Origin of the sequence: Pandoraea sp. LA3 (assembly GCF_022696215.1) — a bacterium.
GTDB classification, from domain to species: Bacteria; Pseudomonadota; Gammaproteobacteria; order Burkholderiales; family Burkholderiaceae; genus Pandoraea; species Pandoraea capi.
The window spans coordinates 132,918-152,798 of the sequence record NZ_PTPY01000034.1 but is presented as its reverse complement, the minus strand read 5'-3'; the positions used below and the strand labels follow the sequence as shown (position 1 = coordinate 152,798).

17 protein-coding genes are annotated in these 19,881 nt (G+C 63.9%); 11 read left to right on the top strand and 6 right to left on the bottom strand.

Translation table 11 applies throughout. The features are described from left to right. The first annotated feature begins 368 nt into the window (after window positions 1–368). Window positions 369–2,594: a patatin-like phospholipase family protein gene (locus tag C5N93_RS14895; protein ID WP_242559871.1), complete on the top strand. Its 2,226-nt coding sequence runs from the start codon at window positions 369–371 to the stop codon at window positions 2,592–2,594. Between the two features lie 79 nt (window positions 2,595–2,673). On the opposite strand, the gene C5N93_RS14890 is transcribed toward C5N93_RS14895, so the two are convergent. The 4 genes from C5N93_RS14890 to C5N93_RS14875 all read right to left on the bottom strand — a co-directional run bounded on the left by C5N93_RS14890 (window position 2,674) and on the right by C5N93_RS14875 (window position 6,553). After that, entirely contained in the window at window positions 2,674–3,834 is a 1,161-nt protein-coding gene (locus tag C5N93_RS14890) for an ATP-binding protein (RefSeq protein ID WP_242559870.1), read from the bottom strand. Window positions 3,835–3,913: 79 nt separating this feature from the next. Continuing rightward, window positions 3,914–4,618: a response regulator gene (locus C5N93_RS14885; protein ID WP_069340263.1), complete on the bottom strand. Its 705-nt coding sequence runs from the start codon at window positions 4,616–4,618 to the stop codon at window positions 3,914–3,916. Window positions 4,619–4,861: 243 nt separating this feature from the next. After that, entirely contained in the window at window positions 4,862–5,248 is a 387-nt protein-coding gene (locus C5N93_RS14880; RefSeq protein WP_242559869.1) for a DoxX family protein, read from the bottom strand. Between the two features lie 255 nt (window positions 5,249–5,503). Further along, window positions 5,504–6,553, bottom strand: a complete 1,050-nt coding sequence (locus tag C5N93_RS14875; protein ID WP_242559868.1) for a D-cysteine desulfhydrase family protein — start codon at window positions 6,551–6,553, stop codon at window positions 5,504–5,506. Between the two features lie 230 nt (window positions 6,554–6,783). Between C5N93_RS14875 and C5N93_RS28450 the strand changes: the two genes are divergently transcribed. From C5N93_RS28450 to C5N93_RS14850, 5 genes are all read left to right on the top strand, one after another. Beyond that, on the top strand, window positions 6,784–7,479 hold the full coding sequence (locus C5N93_RS28450) for a GntR family transcriptional regulator (protein ID WP_240493404.1): 696 nt from the start codon (window positions 6,784–6,786) through the stop codon (window positions 7,477–7,479). A 391-nt stretch (window positions 7,480–7,870) separates the two neighbouring features. After that, window positions 7,871–8,959: a TauD/TfdA family dioxygenase gene (locus C5N93_RS14865; protein WP_242559867.1), complete on the top strand. Its 1,089-nt coding sequence runs from the start codon at window positions 7,871–7,873 to the stop codon at window positions 8,957–8,959. A gap of 87 nt (window positions 8,960–9,046) precedes the next feature. Next, the gene (locus C5N93_RS14860; protein WP_240493403.1) at window positions 9,047–9,940 is read left to right on the top strand and encodes an ABC transporter substrate-binding protein; all 894 of its coding nucleotides are present in this window, start codon (window positions 9,047–9,049) and stop codon (window positions 9,938–9,940) included. 13 nt (window positions 9,941–9,953) lie between these two features. After that, the gene (locus C5N93_RS14855; RefSeq protein ID WP_242559866.1) at window positions 9,954–11,093 is read left to right on the top strand and encodes an amino acid ABC transporter permease; all 1,140 of its coding nucleotides are present in this window, start codon (window positions 9,954–9,956) and stop codon (window positions 11,091–11,093) included. Window positions 11,094–11,106: 13 nt separating this feature from the next. Then, window positions 11,107–11,850 carry an amino acid ABC transporter ATP-binding protein gene (locus tag C5N93_RS14850; protein WP_039402185.1) on the top strand — a complete coding sequence of 248 codons (744 nt, stop codon included), beginning with the start codon at window positions 11,107–11,109 and terminating at the stop codon, window positions 11,848–11,850. 67 nt (window positions 11,851–11,917) lie between these two features. Here C5N93_RS14850 and C5N93_RS14845 read toward each other — a convergent pair whose 3' ends face one another. Then, window positions 11,918–12,937 carry a LacI family DNA-binding transcriptional regulator gene (locus tag C5N93_RS14845; RefSeq protein WP_242559865.1) on the bottom strand — a complete coding sequence of 340 codons (1,020 nt, stop codon included), beginning with the start codon at window positions 12,935–12,937 and terminating at the stop codon, window positions 11,918–11,920. 122 nt (window positions 12,938–13,059) lie between these two features. On the opposite strand from C5N93_RS14845, the gene C5N93_RS14840 reads away from it, so the two are divergent. The 3 genes from C5N93_RS14840 (at window position 13,060) to C5N93_RS14830 (ending at window position 16,542) form a co-directional block, all read left to right on the top strand. Continuing rightward, a complete protein-coding gene (locus tag C5N93_RS14840; protein WP_242559864.1) occupies window positions 13,060–14,592 on the top strand; it encodes an alkaline phosphatase D family protein in 1,533 nt (510 codons plus the stop codon). Between the two features lie 5 nt (window positions 14,593–14,597). Beyond that, complete coding sequence (locus tag C5N93_RS14835) at window positions 14,598–15,290, top strand: HD domain-containing protein (protein WP_242559863.1); 693 nt, start codon at window positions 14,598–14,600, stop codon at window positions 15,288–15,290. Between the two features lie 112 nt (window positions 15,291–15,402). After that, window positions 15,403–16,542: a porin gene (locus C5N93_RS14830; protein ID WP_347403308.1), complete on the top strand. Its 1,140-nt coding sequence runs from the start codon at window positions 15,403–15,405 to the stop codon at window positions 16,540–16,542. A gap of 60 nt (window positions 16,543–16,602) precedes the next feature. Here the strand turns inward: C5N93_RS14830 and C5N93_RS14825 are convergent, their stop codons facing one another. Further along, window positions 16,603–17,076: an Lrp/AsnC family transcriptional regulator gene (locus C5N93_RS14825; RefSeq protein ID WP_069340255.1), complete on the bottom strand. Its 474-nt coding sequence runs from the start codon at window positions 17,074–17,076 to the stop codon at window positions 16,603–16,605. A gap of 191 nt (window positions 17,077–17,267) precedes the next feature. Between C5N93_RS14825 and C5N93_RS14820 the strand changes: the two genes are divergently transcribed. Next, window positions 17,268–18,536: a Zn-dependent hydrolase gene (locus C5N93_RS14820; protein WP_242559862.1), complete on the top strand. Its 1,269-nt coding sequence runs from the start codon at window positions 17,268–17,270 to the stop codon at window positions 18,534–18,536. Between the two features lie 63 nt (window positions 18,537–18,599). Next, the gene (locus C5N93_RS14815) at window positions 18,600–19,832 is read left to right on the top strand and encodes a diaminopropionate ammonia-lyase (RefSeq protein WP_242559861.1); all 1,233 of its coding nucleotides are present in this window, start codon (window positions 18,600–18,602) and stop codon (window positions 19,830–19,832) included. Window positions 19,833–19,881 lie beyond the last annotated feature (49 nt).

Here is a 19,881-nt window from a genome sequence, read left to right as displayed (position 1 = left end):
CTTCGCGGCAAGGATATTTCCCAAACGTAATTCGCGGATACTGTGCGGCGCCACGTGCCGCCCGTCCGGTCCGTTGGGTGAAACGGAAAACGGGTATTCTTGCGTCTTTTCCCAGCCCCCCGTAAGCCATGAGCCGTTTCCCGAATCTCCAAAAGCGCCACCGGGACGGTTTTCGCTGGCTGGGTCTGTGCCTGCTGACCGGCACTGTCCTTGGGGGGCTTTGCGCTCCGATAGCAAAAGCTGCGTCGGGCGTATCGGCGGGGCAAGGTGCCAACGTCGCCCCGGCGCTCGCCACCTCCGCTGTCCCCGTCTCGGCTTGGGCTGCGCCTGCATCGCAAGCTACGTCAGCGGGTTCGGGCTCTGCCTCCGTGTCAGCGCCTGCTGGCAGCACCGTTTGCCGCGTGCAAGGCGGCGCTCCCGGCCGTCCCTCCGTCGGCCTGGTGCTGTCCGGTGGCGGTGCACGCGGCTACGCGCATCTCGGCGTGCTCAAGGTGCTCGAAGAGAATCACATCCCGGTGGATTGCGTTGCGGCGACCAGCATGGGCGCGGTCGTCGGCGGGCTTTACGCCAGCGGGCTCAGTGCCGAGGAGATGCGTGCCCGGCTGGAGCATGTGAATCTCGCGGACATTGCGTTCGACGTCACCGATCGCAGCGATTTACCCCAATCGCAACGCGAAGACGAACGCTACTACGTCGACAGCTTTTCCCTCGGTTTCGGACGTAACGGATTCCAGCTTCCGTCGGGTCTGGTCCACGGCAACAAGCTTCAGGCGCTGTTGCAGGAGTGGACGCCGGCCATCGGTGGCTCGGTGTCGTTCGACAAGCTTCCCGTGCCGTTTCGCGCGATAGCAGCCGATTTGCAGACGGGACAGATGGTGGTGCTCGATCACGGTTCGTTGCCGCAAGCCATCCGCGCGAGCATGGCGTTACCCGGTCTTTTCTCGCCGGTCGATGTCGGCGGCCGTACGCTCGTCGACGGTGGCATCGTCAGCAACCTGCCGGTGGAAACGGCGCGCGCGATGGGGGCGGACATCGTGATCGCCGTGGATATCGGTTCGCCGCTGCGTCCGCTGGATGCGCTGTCGTCCCCGGCGGATGTCTTCCAGCAGATGGTCGGCATTCTGATTCGCCAGAACGTCGCTCGCCAGCGCGAACAACTGCACGCGAGCGACGTGCTGATCCAACCGGATCTGGGGCGTCTGACCTTCACCGATTTCGAAAACGCATCGCAGGCGATCGCTGCGGGGGAAGCGGCCGCGCGGGCGGCGCTGCCGAAGCTGCGTCAACTTGAATTGAGCCCGGCGCAATATGCCGTCTGGCGCAGCGCGCATTCGACGATGCAGAGCCCGGCGGTGCGCATCGCGAAGGTCGAAGTCCATTCGCGCGGGGTGGTGCCGGCTGAGAAGATTCGCGCCGCGCTGCATGTGAAGGAGGGTGACGTATACGATCCTGCCGTCGTCAACAAGGACCTTCTCGCGCTCGTCAATGAAGACGATTTCGAGAGCGTCACGCAGCAGTTCGTCGACGAGAACGGACAGAACAAACTCGTCATCACAGCGCAGGAAAAGCGCTGGGGCCCGAACTTCCTGCTGTTCGGGCTGGGGCTGTCGGCGACGTCGAAGGAGGAGGGCAGCTTCCGTCTGCATCTCGGCTATCGTCGTCCGTGGCTGACGAGCAGCGGCCTCGAAGCACGCGTGGACACCACGCTCGGCAGCGACCTCGCGGAACTGCACGCGGAGTTGCGCCAGCCGTTCGCGAATCCGTGGGGCGCGTACATTGCGCCATATGTCGACGTGCAGCGCCGTCACGCGAATCTGTACGACGACTCGGTCGAGGTCAAACTCACCCGCTACCGGCTGACGACCGAGCGCGCCGGGGTCGACATCGGTTTCCCGGTCTCGACGCTGGGCGACTTCCGTATCGGTGTGGCCTATGCGCATGGCACGGCTGTGCCGCAATACAACCTGCCTATCGGCGACGATGACGACGACGATCCGGGCGCGTACCGGCAACTGCTGTTCCCCGACATCTCCGGACGACAACTGAGCGCGCGCGCCCGGTTGGTCATCGATCAGCTCGACGATCCGCAATTCGCGCGTCGTGGTTACTTCACCGAGTTGCGCGCCGAGCGTTCGCTGTTTGCGGGCAGCAACAGCTACACGGAGGTGTATGGCAAGGGCATGGTGGCGATGAGCTACGGGCGGCACAGCGTGAGCGCCACGCTGGAGGCAGGCAACAACTTCGGCGGCGTGAACGTGACGAATCCGTTCGGCTTTACGCTGGGCGGCTTCCAGCATCTGTCGGCGTATGCGGCCGACCAGTTGGCGGGCAACTCGATGGCGTACGGCAACATCACGTACATGAATCGCATTGCGTCGTTCACCGCCTCGCCGATTCGCCGGTTGTTCGTCGGCGTGAGTCTGGAGGCCGGTAACGTCTGGTCGGCTGATGACGCCTTTGGCAGCGGTACGCTCAAGCGCAGCGTCACGCTCTTCACGGCGCTGACGACCTCGTTCGGTCCGATCTACGTCGGTTTCGCGATGGCGCCCGGAGGACGCAACAACCTCTACTTCCAGTTGGGCCGCACGTATTGACGGGCGACGCCGGCGTATGGCGCGGCGACCGACAGCCGGTCAGGCCGCGTCAGAGAGCATTAGGGGGCGTTAGGGCGCGTTAGGGCGCGTCAGGATGCGAGGCCGGGAGCGAAGTCGCAGAGGTTGACGCGGTCACGGCAGGCCACCGGATTTCGAAGCGCGCACCACCGAGGCGCACGGGGTCGGTCGCGGCGACGTTGCCGTGGTGCGCCCGCATGACCTGCTCGGTGATGGCCAGCCCGAGGCCGTAGCCGCCAGTGCGACGATCGAGTCGCACGAAGGCGTCGAAGATCTTCGCGCGATCGGCCGGCGCGATGCCGGGGCCGTCGTCTTCGACGTAGATCTCGATGTTGCCGTGCCGCAAGGCCATGCCGACCTCGATGCGCGATCTTGCGTAACGACTGGCATTGCGCAGGAGATTGCGCATTGCATACGACATCAGCCGTTTGTCCATGACGACCTGACACGACGCATCGAGCTGACACGCGGGCGTAATCTCCCGTTCGGCATAGAGCAGTGTCGCGTCTCGCACCTGATTGGTGAACCAGTGAGCCACAGACGTCGCTTCGAGATTCGACTGGAGCGAGCTGTATTCGAGCCGTGCGAAGGTGAGGCTCATGTCGATCAGTTCGTCGAGTTCGGTCACGTCCTGATCGATGCCGACCAACGCTTGCTGACATGCGTGCGGCTCGGACGTCGGGTCACGCAGAATTTCCAGCGCGAAGCGCAGCCGCGCGAGTGGCGTGCGCAATTCGTGGGAGATGCCGTTGGTCAGATCGCGTTGCGTGGCGATCAGTTTCTCCATGCGCTCGGCCAGCGCGTTGAGCGTACGCGCCAGAGGGCCGATGATCACGCTGTACGACTCCTTGGCGCGGGTGTGAAAACGTCCGCCGCTAAAGTCGATGGCGCGCTCGCGCACCATCACGAGATCGAGCCAGACCGGGCGCATCCAGCGATACGCCACGAACGCGGGCAGCAGCAGCGTGCTCAGCACGCAAGGCACCACGAAGTGCGACGCGCTCAGTGCACCCTCCCACGCGCTTTGGGGCAAGACGATCCACAGCAGCAGCGCGGGCACGGCGAGCACCATCAGACAGAGCTGAAGCAGCTTCGAGTACGTGCGCACATACAGGCGCGACCAGCTTGGCCGCCGGTCGGCGCGTGTGTCTGTCCACGATCGTCGGAATCGCAGCCACCGCAGCCGGCAGTAGCGATAGGGCTGGAGTTTGTGGGTCTGCATCGTCAGTGCCGGCGAGGCCGGTCGTGAATGAGGTCGAGATTGAGGTCGTGAGGTAAGTCGTCAGCGAAGTTGCGCCGGGTCAGTCCCAGCACGACTTGTTGAGTTGGTAGCCTTTGCCGCGCACCGTCAGAATGCATTGCGGCGCCGCCGGATCGTCGTTGAGCTTGCGACGCAGCTTGTAAATACCGCCGTCGACGGACCTGTCGATCCCGTCGAACTCGACACCACGCAGTTGCCGCACCAGCGCATCACGCGTCACGACTTCGCCTGCGGAACACGCCAGCGCCCAGAGCAGATCGAATTCGGCCGACGTCAATTCGGGCTGCTTGCCGTTTGGTAGCGTGACCGAGCGGGTACCGCGATCGATACGACACTTGCCGAGCAGCAGGCTTTCGGGCTGATTAATGTTCGGCGCGAGATGCTCGTTGCGTCGCAATTGCGCCTTGATGCGGGCGAGCAGCACACGCGGTTCGACCGGCTTGTGGACGTAGTCGTCGGCACCGAGTTCAAGGCCGAGCACCTCGTCGAATTCCTCGTCGCGCGCCGTCACCATGATGACGATGCCGCGATACTGCGCGCGGGCTTCGCGGCAGATCTCGAAGCCGTCCTTGCCCGGCAGGTTGACGTCGAGAATCACCAGATCGGGACGCCGCCGCAGAATCGTTTGCACGGCCCGCGCGCCGTCGAGCACGCACTCGACCTGATAGCCGTGCTTCTGGAGATAACCGCTAATCAGTGCGGACAGACGGGCGTCGTCTTCGACGAGGAGAATTCGGGCAGACATTTGGGAGTTTTCACGAGATGTCGGGAGTGTAACGGCTTCGTGCGCGCCGGTATGGCAAGTCGACAAAACTCGACAATTCTCTATGGCAGCGTTGTCCCGATTTTGTTAAGCACTCCCTTAAAAGAAAAACCCCGAAGGCCGGGGCCTGTCGGGGTTGGGAGCGCGGCGTTGGAGGCCGTCGCGCCGGGGCGTTAGATCGTTACGTCGTTACGTTGTTAAGTCGTCGCAGCGAAGCAAAGCCACTTACGCTTTCGAATTGGACGAATCCGATTGAGCGAGGAGCAGCAGGAAGCCGCCGGCGATGGCGATGTTCTTGAAGAAGTTGTTCAACTGGCCGCTGAACTGCGCCGGGTCGGCGGCCCAGAAGCGGTGTCCGATGAAGGCCGTCGCCACGGTGTAGATCGCCAGGCCGAGCGCGAGCGGCTTGAGACGCCAGCCCAGAATCAGGGCGATGGCACCGCCGGCTTCGATCAGGATGACCAGCACGGCGACGACTTCACTGAACGGCAGGCCGATGGCCGCGAAATAACCGACGGTAGCCTTGAAGGCCATAATCTTGCGAATCCCGGCGATCAGGAACAGGGCCGACATCAGCACCCGTGCAACCCACTGAATATTGAAACGCTGCATGGCGATTGTTCTCATCCAAAAGCAAATGTCACCCGACGAAGATGTCGGCAATCCGTATTGACTCGTGCCTGTCGGCGTTCGTGCTGCCACAGGTGGCGCTCATCATATCGACGCGCTGCGCCGCACAAAATACGCGCTCCGGAAATTCAAAGTTGCATGGACGGAACAATCGGCACACCACCTTTGTGGTGCGAAGCGTGGTAGTCGGCCGCCGATGCCATGCGCCAAAGGCGGCCTTTGCCATGCGCTCGGCGCTCAATTCGCGGTGTCGGGGGCGAAGGTGTTTCGGTAGGCGAACAGGCCGGGCGTGCCGCCGGTCATCACGAACAACACGTCGGTATTCGTGCCGAAGCGACCGGTCTCGATATCGTTGAGCAAGCCGGAGAAGGCTTTGCCTGAATACACGGGGTCGAGCAGCAGACCTTCGGTGCGTGCGAGTCGCTGCACGGCTTCGATCATCGCGGTGGTCGGCAGGCCGTAGCCGTCGCCGCGATAGTTGCCGTCCACGATGACGTCCGACGCGGCGTCGAAGGGGGTGTCGCTTGCGCCGAGTAACGCGAGTGCGTCTTCGACCAGTTGCACGGTTTTGGCGAGCGTCGTCGGCTGATCATGGAGCACGGAGTACGCGCGCACGATCTTGCCGCGTCGTGCAGCAATCTGAAGACCGGCCGTCAGACCGGCATGCGTGGCACTGCTGCCGTTCGGTACTACGATGTGACCGAACTCGATGCCGTTCGCGGCTTCGTAATCGAGAATTTCCTGTGCGCAGCCGACATACCCTAGCGTGCCCAGCGGCGACGATCCGCCTGTTGGGATGACCATCGCTTTGCGGCCGCTCGCCGACAATGTTTTCGCTCGCGCGTTTGCGATGCCCATCGTGTCGCTGCCCGCAGGCAGAAACGTCAGCGTTGCGCCGAGAATCCGGTCGAGCAGAACGTTGCCGTTTTCGCGGTAGTCGGTCTCGTGTTTCGGCACCATGTCTGCGAGCAGCAGTTCGCAGGAGAGTCCCAGACGTGCGCAGGCGGCTGCCGTCAGACGCGCATGATTCGACTGCATCCCGCCCATGGCGATGATGGTGTCGACGTTCGTGGCGAGCGCCTCGCCCAGCAGGAACGAGAGCTTGCGCAGCTTGTTGCCGCCTCCGCCGGTGTCGCCCAGATCGTCGCGCTTCACGAAGATACGGATGCCGCGCGCCTGCGCGCTACACGCCTGTTCGAGCCGCGTGAGACGCGCAATGGGCGTTGGCTGGCTCATCAGGGAAATGGTGGGGAATTTATCGAGTGCCGATTGCAACGAAGAGATCATGCTGCCTCCTGACGCTGGCGGTCTTCAGCACGCCCGGCGTCGATGTGGGTGACTGCGGTTTGGGGGAGTCTGATGTTTTATGTCGCGTGCCGGATGCCGGAAAGTCAGGGGGAACCGGGCGGAAAGCGCGTCCAACGCGTCGACCTGAAAAAGTATACGGAATATTGAAATTGTATAATCGTCGGGTTCTTCATTCTCGCCTTGATCCACCTTTTGCCTGACGAGCTTCCGTGACCCGAATCGCCCACACCGATACTGCCGATATCGTCGATAGCCCTGATACCGCATCGCTCTCGACCGCAGAGCGCGCCTATGAGGCGATTCGCCGGCAGATCCTCTCGGGCGAGTTGCCGGAGGGGGCGCCGATTCGTCAGGACGACATCGCGGCGCAGATCGGCGTGAGCAAGATTCCGGTGCGTGAAGCGTTGATGCGTCTGCAATCCGAGGGTTGGGTATCGCTCAAGCGCAATGCCGGCGCCATCGTCTCGCCGCTCACCGTCAACGACTGCGTCGAGATGCTCGACATGCGCATCGCGCTCGAATGCCGCGCGCTGGAACTGGCGGTGCCGAACATGGCGCCGAGCGATCTGGCGCTGGCCGAACAGTTGCTCAAGCGTTATGCGAAGGCGGATACGCCGCAGTCGTGGAGCGATCTTAACCTGGCGTTCCATCAGGCGCTTTACGCCCCGGCGAATCGCCCGCGTCTGGTCGCCACGGCACAGGCTGCGCAAGAACGCATGGGACGCTTTCTTCGCGCCCATCTGTCCGCCGTCAACGATCACCAGCGCTCGACCGACGAACACATCGCCATTCACCGCGCCTGCGCTGCTGGCGACACGAAAACGGCCGTGCGCCTGCTTCGCAAGCACCTCGAACAGACGCAGCGAGAGGTGATGGCGTTCTTCCGATTGAGCGGGAAGGTTTAGAGCGACATCCCTCGTTTCCTATGCGCTTTTCATGCTTTTCGTTCGCCCAAAATCGTATACGAAAATAATAAATAATATACGGACTCATTTTTGATCGCGTATAGTCCATGTGACCGGGGTCATGCGTACCCGGCTGTTCGGGCAGTCCCGCGCGGGGCTTCGGGCCCGTCATCTGTCTCGCCTGTCGTCTGCCAGCGAGGCGCTGCGCGCGCCCGCACTGCGCTGTAGAGCACATCCAGGACACCTCGCCGCTGTGTTGTTTTCCAGGGCTAGGACTTTCCCTGATCCGACGCAACCCCTGATTGCCGGAATCGAAAAACTGGGTGTAATGTCTTTACATGTATATACAACACAGGACGAACTACTAATCAACATCCATCAGGAGGGTTTCATGTCCGAGTCCAAGAGTCTTCAGGGCGCTGCCGTCTGGCGCGGTGCCGAAATGGCGAACAACGACCGTTGGGTCAAGACGTTCCCGGCGCAGGTGCTGGCGCAGATCGACGCCGCGATCGCACTGACGCGCGACATCGACTGGCGCGACATCAATCGTCAGAACTTCCCGTTGCCCGATGCCGGCGCGTTTTTCGACGATGTGCGCGAAGAACTCGAAAACGGCTCGGGCATGGTCAAGATTCGCGGCCTCGACGTGAGCCGCTACAACGCGGAAGAACTCCGCCGCATGTGGTACGCGCTGGGCGCGCATCTGGGCACGCCGATGTTCCAGAACTACCGCGGCGAAGTCATGCGCGAGATCAAGGACGAAGGCATGGGCGTCGGCGCCAAGCTCTATGGCGCGACGGTCGACAGCTCGGGCAAGCCATTCCTCTCGTCGGGCGCCCGCACGCTGTCGCCCGGCCAACTGCGTTTCCACACGGATCGTTGTGATGTCGTCGGCCTGCTGTGCGTGCGTCAGGCATCCGAAGGCGGCGTGAGCAAGCTGGCCAGCAGCGCCACCGTCTACAACGAGATGCTCAAGCGCCGTCCGGACCTGCACGCGCTGCTGTGCCAGCCGATTCCGCGCAGCCGCTTCGGCGAAGAAGCCGGTGGCGAACACGTCGCCTACGACCTGCCCATTTTCGGCGTGCGAGACGGCAAGCTGACGAGCCACTTCTCGCTCACCTATATTGAGAACGCGCAGATGCTGCCGGGCGTGCGCAAGCTCAGCGACGCCGAGCACGAAGCCATTCAGATGCTCATGGCGCTGGCCGAAGAAGAATGCTTCCAGATGCGCTTCGCGCCGGGCGACATTCAGTTGCTCAACAATCACATCGTGTACCACGGCCGCACCGCCTTCGTCGACGACGTGAAGACGGGGCAGGACCGCATGCTCATGCGTCTGTGGCTGTCGATGCCCAACTCGCGCGCCCTGCCGGAGGATCACGCCGTGCTGTGGGGCGATGTCGGTGCCGGCAAGCCGCACGGCGGCATTGCACAACCGGCGGCCGCACTGCCCGCCAATTTGTCCGCAGCCGCTGCCTGAGCTCGCCACCTGAGCCCGACGCCTGACCCTAACCCTGACGTTCGCGCCCCCGAACCCCACACTCAAGACGCAAGGAGAGACTTCCCCATGAACCCGATCGAACGGCAAGACAAGAAACGCGCAACCCGCAAGACGACCCCGCTGCGCATGCTGCTCATTCCGCTCATGCTGGGCGGCCTCTGCGCGATGTCGACGACGGCCGCCGCCGCGCCCGACTACGGCAACTGCCAGGTCACCGGCACGCGTGGCTCGATCAAGCTCGAAACGGTCACGCCGGGTGCGCTGTCGGTGCGTCCCGTGCTGCCGGCCCCGGGCTGGTGGAACGGCGACTCGCCCGACACCATCAAGGACGGGTTCGAGTACTGCATGGCCGCGAACATGGCCTACCGCGCAGGTCTGGATCGCGTGATCGTCGTCAATCGTTCGTTTGCGCAAGTGGTGACGGGGCAGGCAAAGGGCTTCGATATCGCGCTGAGCGAAATCACCATCACGGACGAGCGCAAGAAGGTCGTGAACTTCACCGACCCGTACTTCAACTCGGATCAGGGCATTCTCGTGAAGACGGGGACGAAGGTCGATCGCGAGAGCATCAAGAAGATGCGTCTGGGCGTGAAGCAAGGCACCACGATCCTGCCGTATCTGACGGACAAGGTGAAGGTCGCCGAGCATCCGAAGGTCTACACCGATGCCGCCGCCATGTACGCCGCGCTCGCCGCCGGTCAGGTCGACGCCGTGCTGTACGACACGCCCAACGTGCTGTCCATCGCCAAGAAGTCAGAAGGCCGCTTCGAAGTCGTCGGCCGCTACGACACGAGCGAGCAGTGGGGCGGACTCGTCAACAAGGACTCGCCGAACCTCGCCGCGTTCAACAAGCTGATCGCCGAGATGAAGAAGGACGGCACGTTCGACCGTCTGGCCACACAATATCTCGTGCCGAGCCTCGGCGCCGATCCCGCCAAGCTGCCGATCCTGACGCCGTGAGGTCGCCACGACCATGAGCCAATCCACTCAAAAGGCGCCGGGGGCGATCCTCGGCAGCATGGGCCGGGAGCGTCGCCTGAACATCGGCGGCATGCCGTCGGCGCCCACGGTGCTATGCCTGTGTGCGTTGCTGGGGGCGGCGATTGCCGTCGCCAGCAGTGTCTACACGATCGCCGCGCTGCGTGATGGGCTGCTCGCCAACCAGTTGAACGGCTGGTGGGTGCCCGTAGGCACTGTCGTGCTCGGTCTTGCGTCGCTGCTCGTGCTCGTGCCGCTCGCGCGTGGTTTTGCGCGCTATCGGGACTTCGGACGCGCCACCTCGCGTCGCGACATCGTCGCGGCACGGGTGGCCAGATCCGAGGCGAGCGTGCAAAGCTGGATCACGCTGGGTTACACGCTCGCGCAACTGATCGTGGTGCTCGCGTTGCAGTTTGTGCTGGCGAACAATCTGGCGGTGGCGAAGACGTTCTTCCTCGTGCCGCTGATCGTCAACACGTTCCCGCTCGTGCTCACTGCCTTCTGGGTGAACGTGAAGATCTTCCTGATCGCGGAAGTCTTCGTGCTGATCTGGGGTCTGATCGTGGCACTGGCGATGTTCGCACCCGGCAATGCCGGCAAGCCGCTGCGCTTCATCGCCACGGCCTACGTCGACATCTTCCGCGCGATGCCCGCCGTGCTGGTGATCTATCTGGTTGGTTTCGGTCTGCCGCTCACCGGCGTGCCGATCCTGAAGGACCTGTCGCTCACCACGTATGTCGTGATTGCGCTGACGCTGACCGTCGGCGCCTACGTCGCAGAGATCTACCGCGCCGGGATTCAGGGCGTGCACTGGTCTCAGGTGGCGGCGGCGCGCTCGCTCGGCCTGTCGTACACGCAGACGCTGCGCTTCGTGGTGCTGCCGCAGGGCATCCGGCAGATCATTCCGCCGCTGCTCAACGCGTTCATCGCCTTGCAGAAGGACACGGCGCTGGTCAACGTGGTTGGGGTGATCGATGCGTTCAACCAGTCCATGGTGATTGCGTCGAACCACTACAACCTGTCGGCAGCGACCACGGTGGCCATTCTCTTCATCATCATCTCGGTTCCGCAGGTGCGTTTCGTGGAACGGATGGCAAAACGCGACCGCGCCCGCATGCGCGCCGGCGGCGTCTGAGGAGCGAACGACCATGTCATTCATCGAGATTCGCGATATCGCCAAGTCGTACGGGGACGTTTCCGTCATCAACGGTCTGGCGATGACCGTGGAGGAGCATCAGGTGGTGTGCCTGATCGGGCCGTCCGGTTCGGGCAAGTCGACGTTGTTGCGCTGTATCAACGGGCTGGAATCGATCGACGCGGGCGAGATCCTCGTGCACGGTGATCGCATCACCGGACCGGGCGTGGACGTCAACTCGCTGCGCCGCGACATCGGCATCGTCTTCCAGGGCTACAACCTTTTTCCGCACATGACCGTGCTGGAGAACGTGACGCTGGCGCCGATCCGTGTGCTCAAGCAACCGAAGCGTGAAGCTGAAGAGAGGGCGATGGCGTTGCTCGAACGCTTCAGCCTCGCGCACAAGGCCAACGAGTACCCGGATCGCATGTCGGGCGGGCAGCAACAGCGCGTGGCGATTGTGCGCGCGCTGGCGATGGACCCGATGGTGCTATTGCTCGACGAAATCACGTCGGCACTCGACCCGGAGCTGGTGTCGGAAGTGCTCAACATCGTGCGCGATCTGGCGCACGAGGGCATGACGATGCTGCTGGCGACGCACGAGATGGGCTTCGCGCGCGAAGTGGCTTCGAAAGTCTGCTTCCTGTGCGACGGCGCCGTGTGCGAGGAGGGGCCGCCGGAGCAGATCTTCGGCGATCCGCAACAGGAGCGCACGCGCGCGTTCTTGCGCAGCATTCGCCAGGCGAAGCGTCTGTAAAAGAGACCCCCTCGAACGTTCATGTGCGAGGGGGTTTTTCTTTGCACGGGGACTTCCGACCTGCGATTCAGGCCGGGCAGGGGCCGGTCGATTCCCGCAGGATCAGGCGCGTTTTCACGGTGCTGACCGATGCCGGTTGTCCGGCGCGTTTGCGCAGGAAGATGTCGACGGCGGACTCGCCGAGCGAGTGTGTCGGGATCGCTACGGTCGTCAGCGGTGGCTCCAGCAGCGACGCCAGCTCGATATCGCCGACTCCCACGACCGACACCGATTCACCGACCTTCAGTCCGCAGCGGGTGGCGGCGCGATACACCAGCGGCGCGAGCAGGTCGTCGTCGCAGACGAATGCCGTGGGCGGCGCTGCCTGAGACAGCACCGCTTCGATGGCGGCCGACGATGTCGTGCCGAAGGGCAGCTCGATTTCCCATCGCGCGTCGTACGTCAGCCCGTGCGCCTGTAATCCTTCCCGGTACGCCCGCGAGCGCACGCGAAACGTGTTCGCTTCCAGATCGAAGCCCACGCGGGCAATGCGTGTGTGCCCGAGCGACGCGAGATGATCGACCATCTCGCGCACGATGACGTCGGACGGAATGAAGACGTCGGCCGCGTCAGGGGAATCGCCGTCGACCACGACCACGGACGTCGGCATGATCTCCAGCGCGCGCGCCGTCCACGACGCCTCCCAGAAAATCATGCCGTCGAACGCATGCGCGTCGAGACTCAGCAGCAGGCGCTCGGGATCGTTGCCGTATTCGCCCGTGTTGATCAACACCGTGGCGTAACCGTTGGCGGCCGCGCTGCCGATGATCGACTTGAGCACCGCTGCGAAATACGGGTTCGACACGTTCGGCACCCCGAGTGCCAGCAGCTTCTGCGTGCCGAGCTTCAGCCCGCGCGCCGAGGAGTTCGGTCGATAGCCCAGCGTCTGGGCCGCCTGAAGAATCTGGTCGCGCCGCTCGGGCGTGATACGTCCCTCGGCCTTGCCCGAGAACACCAGCGATACGGTGGACTGGGAGACCCCGGCCAGACGGGCGACGTCGCGGCTCGTCGGCCGCTGAGCCGGTGTGGCTTCCTTCTTGTCGCTCATTGCGCTCATTCGATGCGGAAAATTCAGAATTTCCGGTTTAGTGGTTAAAATCCGTCAGTCATACGTATGACATGATCCGAAATGCATACTTCGACGCATTCGCAGTGTAATGGGAAACAGCAATGAAGCGTCGTACCTTTCTCGCCGGCACCGGACTTCTCGTGGGCGCACCGGCGGTCGTGATTCGTCAGTCGAGCGCGCGCGCCCTGGCGCACGGCACCGCGTTTCCGTTCTCGGTCGCAAGCGGCGATCCGACCTCGGACGCCGTCGTGCTCTGGACGCGCCTGGCGCGCGACACCACGGACACGAGCCCCGTCGCCACGCAGCCGGTGAGCGTCGAGTGGATGGTGGCAACCGATCGCCGCATGACGAAGGTCGTGCGACGCGGCGTGGCGCTCGCGCAACCCAGGTACGGCCACTCCGTGCACGTGGACGTCGGCGGCCTCTCGCCCGATCGCGAATACTGGTACGCCTTTCGCTGCGGCGGTGAACTCAGCCCCGTGGGCCGCACGCGGACGTTGCCGTCCGAGCAGGCCGACATCGCGCGCTTCCGGTTCAATGTCGTGTCGTGTCAAAACTGGGAGCAAGGGTATTTCGATGCTTATGACGGCATGGCCGCCGATGATCCGTCGTTCGTGATGCACGTGGGCGACTACATTTACGACGTGAGCCGTGGCGGCGGCGTGCGTGCTCACGAACGTCAGGCATTGCCGATGACGCTCGACGACTATCGCCGCCGCCACGCGCTTTACAAGACTGACGCCGCATTGCGACGTGCGCATGAAAGCTTCCCATTCGTGCTGACGCTCGACAACCACGACGCGCTCGAAGACAACACCACCGATGTCGCCATGCTCAAACGCCGCGCCGCCGCCTATCAGGCGTGGTACGAGTTCCAGCCAGTGCGTTATGCACCGTTGCCGGCCTCGCCCGCCATGCCGATTCAGCGCGGCTACGACATCGGCAATCTGATGCGTCTCACCCTGCCCGATACGCGTCAGTTCCGCGACTCGGAGACCCCGTGTGCGGCCGAGTCCGACGGCAAGTTCGCCTTCGGCGTCTACGAGCGCGCCTGTCGGCAGAGCGAAGCCGCCGAGCGCTCGATGCTCGGCAAGGGGCAGGAGCTCTGGCTGGCAGACCGGCTGCAAAAGACGACAGCGCAATGGAACGTGATCGCCTCGACGGTGAAGATGACGCCCTTCGACATGCGTCACAATGGCGAGCTGTATCGTTACCTGCAATCGTGGGACGGCTATCCGGCCGAACGCAATCGCATCCTCGATCAGATCGTGGCAGCCAGAGTGCCCAACCCGGTGTCGTTGTCGGGCGACATTCACTCGTACATGGTGTCGTCCGTCGTGCGCAACGTGGGCGATGATCCGCGCACCGCGCCGATGACCGAACTCGTGGGCACGTCGATCAGCGCCTTGTGGCCCGAGCCGCTGGCCCGGCCAATGATGCAGGGCATGCCGGACAATCCCCACGTCAACTATTTCGAGAGCGAGCAGCGCGGCTATATGCGATGCACCGTAACGCGCAACGAACTTCTGACCGATCTGCGAACGATCGACTTCACCGACAAGCCGGGTGGCGCCGTCCGGACGAGCAAACGCTTCGTCATCGAGAACGGCAGGACCGGCGCACTGGAAATCTGACCCTCATGATGCCTTCCGACAATCCGCTGTTGCAGGCCTTTCATCCGCATGGCGACACCATCGCTGCCGTACTCGACACGATGGGCGTGCAGGCCAGCCAGCAAGACAGCGACGACGGCTCGCACGACTGGTCGCATCTGATCCGTGTCTGGAAACTGGTGAAAGAGATCGCCGCCGAGGAGCCCGGGCTCGATCTGGAGATGCTCGCGGTCGCCACGTTGCTGCATGACTGCGTGGCGGTGGAGAAGACCGATCCGCGCCGCTCGCAAGCGTCGCGCCTGTCCGCCGACAAGGCCAGCGACGTGCTGCGTACGATGGGCTGGGAAGCGGCGCGCATCGATGCCACTGCCCACGTCATCGAAGCGCACAGCTTCTCGGCGGGCATTCCCCCGCGTTCGCACGAGGCTTGTGTGCTGCGCGACGCCGACCGTCTCGATGCCATCGGCGCCATCGGCATCGCTCGCACGTTCTATGTGGCAGGGCGCAACGGCTCGCGGCTGTACGACCCCGTCGATCCGTTCGCGGCCCATCGTGAGCTGGACGACCGCCGCTTCGCACTCGATCACTTCGAAACGAAACTGCTGCATCTGGCCGATGGCCTCATGACCACCACGGCGCAGCGCATCGGCGAGCGGCGTGTGGCCACGATGCGGGCGTACGTCGATTTGCTGCGCGAGGAAATCTCTCCCGACCACTAACGGTAAATGCGCTGAATCGTCGGGCGACGGATCGTCCGACGCGAAAACTCCACCACGTCGACGAATGAGAATTCGTCAACCGTTGTTCATTTAATTAGTTATGCGAAATATCATGATGAAGATGCCGATTGCGGCAGGTCTGCTGCTGGGCGCTGTCTGCGCGATGCCGTCGGTCGCGATGGCACAGAGTTCGGTGACGCTGTACGGCATCATCGACACCAGCCTGCAATATGTGAATCACGCGGGCGGCAAGCAGAGCCAGATATCGATGGTGACCGGCAACGGCCTCGGCACGCGCTGGGGCCTGACCGGCACCGAGGATCTCGGTGGCGGGCTGCAATCCGTCTTCAAGCTGGAGAATGGCTTCGATTCGACCAACGGGCGCCTGCTGCAAGGCTCGCGCGAGTTCGGCCGTCAGGCCTACGTGGGGCTGACGAGTCGTGAGTGGGGGGCGGTGCTGATCGGGCGTCAGTACGATCCGCTCGTCGATCAGGTGCTGCCCACGCAGGGCAACTTCTTCGTGGCGGGTTACTGGACGGCCCCGGGTGACGTCGACAACTCGCAGAACACGGCGCGCGTCGGCAACTCGGTGAAATGGACGAGCCCCGTGTGGCGCGGCGTGCAGATCGAGGGGATGTATGCGTTCGGTGGTGTGGCGGGGGCGACCGGCTCCGGACAGACCTACAGCGCGGCGGGTTCTTACACCTTTGGACCTGCGCGCGTGGCAGCCGGATACCTGCACGTCGACAACGGTAATGCCGGTGCGGTGGCGCGTCCGTCGAGCACCACGGACTTCTTCTTCGTCAGTGCCGTGAACCGGGCCTATGCCAGCGCGAAGTCCATCGACATCTATCGTGCCGGGGGACGATACACGTTAGGCAACGTGACGCTCGGCGGCTACTACAGCCAGTCGTACTACAACGCGGATGCCGCATCGACATTCAAGACGACGCAGCGCTACGACAGCTATGCCGTCTATGCCGTGTGGCAGATTACGCCCGCCCTGGCGGCGCAGACGGGCTACGACTACCTGAATGCCTCGGGCGATTCGTCGGCGCATTACCATCAGGTCAGTGCCGCCGTTGATTACAGTCTGAGTAAGCGCACCGATCTCTTCTGTGTGGTGACCTATGCGCATGCTTCCGGCTACAACGGCATCGGCCCGGCGCAGGCGGCCATCGCCACTGTGTATGTGGATGCCGGGGTGAATTCGCAGATGTACGTCACGGCGGGGCTGCGGCACAAGTTCTGAGTCGGCACGCTGCATTCCGTCAATCCACCCACCGCCAATCTGCCCGCGCCGTCGCAACGCTCAGTCTGCGACGGCGTCCAGCGGCACTTCCAGTCCGACCTTGACGTTGCTCATCGAGACCAGCGTCTTGAAGCGCTTCACGTTGTTGCTCTCGAAGAAGAGCGTGCGCGTGAGCGCCGTGTACTGCGCCATGTTCTGCACGACCATGATCACGACGAAGTCGCATTCCCCCGCGACGTAGTAACACTGCTGCACCTGCGGGCACGCCAGAAAGCTGCGTTTCATGGCGTCGAGCAGATCGAGCCGCTCGTTCTCGACCTCGACCTCCGTGATGATCGTGAGCGGATAGCCCACGCGCTCGGGATCGACCAGCGACACCGTCTTGCGTGTCACGCCTTCGTCGGCGAGCTTCTTCAGCCGCCGGTTCACCGCTGCGGATGACAGATTGACCTGTGCGCCCAGCGCGTGCTGGGGCGTCGTCGCATCTTGCTGAATCGCCGCGAGCAGGGCGATGTCGTAGCTGTCGAGGCTCATGGGGCGCAATAAAAGTTCGCTTGAGACGGCAAAAACGCGTGAATCGTACGCGTTGCCCGGAATATTATTCAGGCTGTCCGATGATACTCCGCTAGCGGCAACGTGCCGCCTCCCGGCGTCATCCCGGCAATATGCGCTTCCCGCTTTTCGTTTCACGCTTTTCCATACCTACAAGAACGACCGACCGCCTCATGTCCGACACGAAAACCCCCGCCCTCCGTCTGAACGGCCCCGTCCTGCTGCAACAACTGCGTGACCTCGGTGACATCGGCGCCGATCCTGTCGCGGGCGGACGCACGCGCGTCGCCCTTTCCGACGACGAGAAAGCTGGCCGCGATCAGGTCGTCGCCTGGATGCGTGAGCTCGATCTCGACGTGCAGATCGACCGCATCGGCAACATCTTCGGCACGCTGCCGTCCGCGAAGGATGCATCGGGGCAGATGCCGCGTCCGTTGATGATGGGCTCGCACATCGACACCGTCATCAACGCCGGTGCGCTGGACGGTTGCTACGGGGTGCTCGGCGGTCTGGCCGTCGCCCGCGCGTTTCGCGACGCGGGCATCGTGCCCTCGCGCCCGATCACGGTGGCAGCGTTCACCAACGAGGAGGGCGCACGCTTTCACCCCGACATGATGGGTTCGCTGGTCCACGCCGGCGGTCTGCCGGTGGAGGAAGCGCTCGACGCCATCGGCACGGACGGCGCGCGTCTGGGCGACGAACTCGTGCGCATCGGCTACGCCGGTGACATGGCGCCGGGCACGCTCGTGCCGCACGAGTACCTCGAACTGCACATCGAGCAAGGCCCGATCCTCGAAGCGGAGGGGCTGGAAATCGGCGTCGTCGAGAACTTGCAGGGCATCTCGTGGCAGCAGATCACCGTGCAGGGCAATGCCAACCATGCGGGCACGACGCCGACGCGTCTGCGTCACGATGCGGGCTACGTGGCCGCCGCGACGGTGGCAGAACTGCGCCGCATCGCTGTCGAATCGGGCACGACGCTCGCGACCGTCGGCACGATCAAGTTCGAGCCGGGTGTCATCAACGTGATTCCGCGTCGTGCCGTATTCACTGTCGACATGCGTGATCCGGACGAGCAACGCCTGAGCGAGAGCGAAGCGCGTCTGGCCGATTTCCTGATGAAGACGGCGGCGGAAGAGGGTGTGCGTGTCTCGACCGAGCGCTTCGCACGGTTCCAGCCGGTGGTCTTCGATGCGGCACTGGCAGACGCCATCGAAGCCAGCGTCAAGCGCATGGGCCTGTCGTACAAACGCATGACGTCGGGCGCCGGGCACGATGCACAGATGATCGCGCGCATCGCGCCGGCCGCCATGATCTTCGTGCCCAGCCGGGGCGGCATCAGCCACAACCCGCGCGAGCATACCGACGACGATCAGCTCGTGCGCGGCGCCGAAGTGCTGCTCGATGTCGTCGCGCATCGTCTTGGCGCCGCGCCGGCGTGATGTCGTTTGCCGTCACGTCACCCCATCGTCTTTTCTGAACATCCCGCAACACCGGAGCCCCCCATGCTTTACGTCAATCCTCACGCCACGCGTGCGCCATACCCGGCCGATCTTCAGGACATCATGAGCATTGCGCGTGCGCAGCAAAGCCGCGAGTGGCTGGCGCATTGGGACGGGCTCGCGCCCGGCAGCACGCCGCTGCGCACGTTGCCCGGTCTGGCCGCGTCGCTCGGCGTGCGCAGCATCCTCGTGAAGGACGAGGCGAAGCGATCGGCGCTCGGCAGCTTCAAGGCGCTCGGCGCGCCGATTGCACTGGTGCGTCTGCTGTTGCGCGAGTTCGGGGCGCAGGAGTTCACGGCGCAGTCGCTGCTCACGGGGGAGCACCGCGAAGCGCTGCGCGGCTTCACCGTCATCAGCGCCACGGACGGCAACCACGGTCGTGCGCTGGCGGCCGCAGCGCAGCGCATCGGCTGTCGCTGCGTGATCGTGCTGCACGCCCATGTGAGCGACGAACGCGAGCAGGCGATTGCTGCTTACGACGCCGAGATCGTGCGCATCGCCGGGAACTACGACGCATCCGTCGAAGAAGCGGCGGCGCTTGCCGCCCGTCATGGGTGGCACGTGGTTTCGGATACGTCCTACGATGGATACGAAGTCATTCCGCGCGACGTGATGCAGGGATACGGCACGGTGGCGGCGGAGGTCTCGGAAGCGCTCGACGACGACGCGTCGCGCGCGGGCGCTGCCAGCCCCGTGACGCACGTCTTTCTGCAAGGCGGCGTGGGCGGGCTGGCCGCCGGGATCGTGAGCTATCTTTGGGAGCGTTGGGGGGTGTGGCGTCCGACGTTCGTGGTCGTCGAGCCGGAACAGGCCGATTGCCTCTATCAGAGCGCCATCGCAGGGAAAGCGGCCTCGGCGTCGGGGTCGGTCGATTCGGTGATGGCCGGACTGGCGTGTGGCGAGACGTCGCCGCTCGCCTGGCGTTTCCTGCAACCGTCGGTGGACGCGTTCATGACCGTCACCGATGCGCAGGCGGTCGATGCCATGCAGCGTCTCGCGCGCGGCAGCGACAGCGATGTGCCGTTCGTCGCGGGAGAGTCCGGCGTGGCCGGGCTGGCCGGACTGGCGCTGGCAGCGGCGACGCCCGCGATGGCGGCGGCGCTCGGGCTGACGGCCGACTCGCGCGTGTTGCTCATCAATACCGAAGGCGCGACCGCACCGTCTGTGTATGCGGGGCTTGTGGGCGAGTCGGCAACCGACGTCGAGGCGCGTCAGCAGGCTTGGCTCGCACGCTGATAACGACATCATCAAGATCATCGACATCACGGGAAAAGGGCAATCGGCC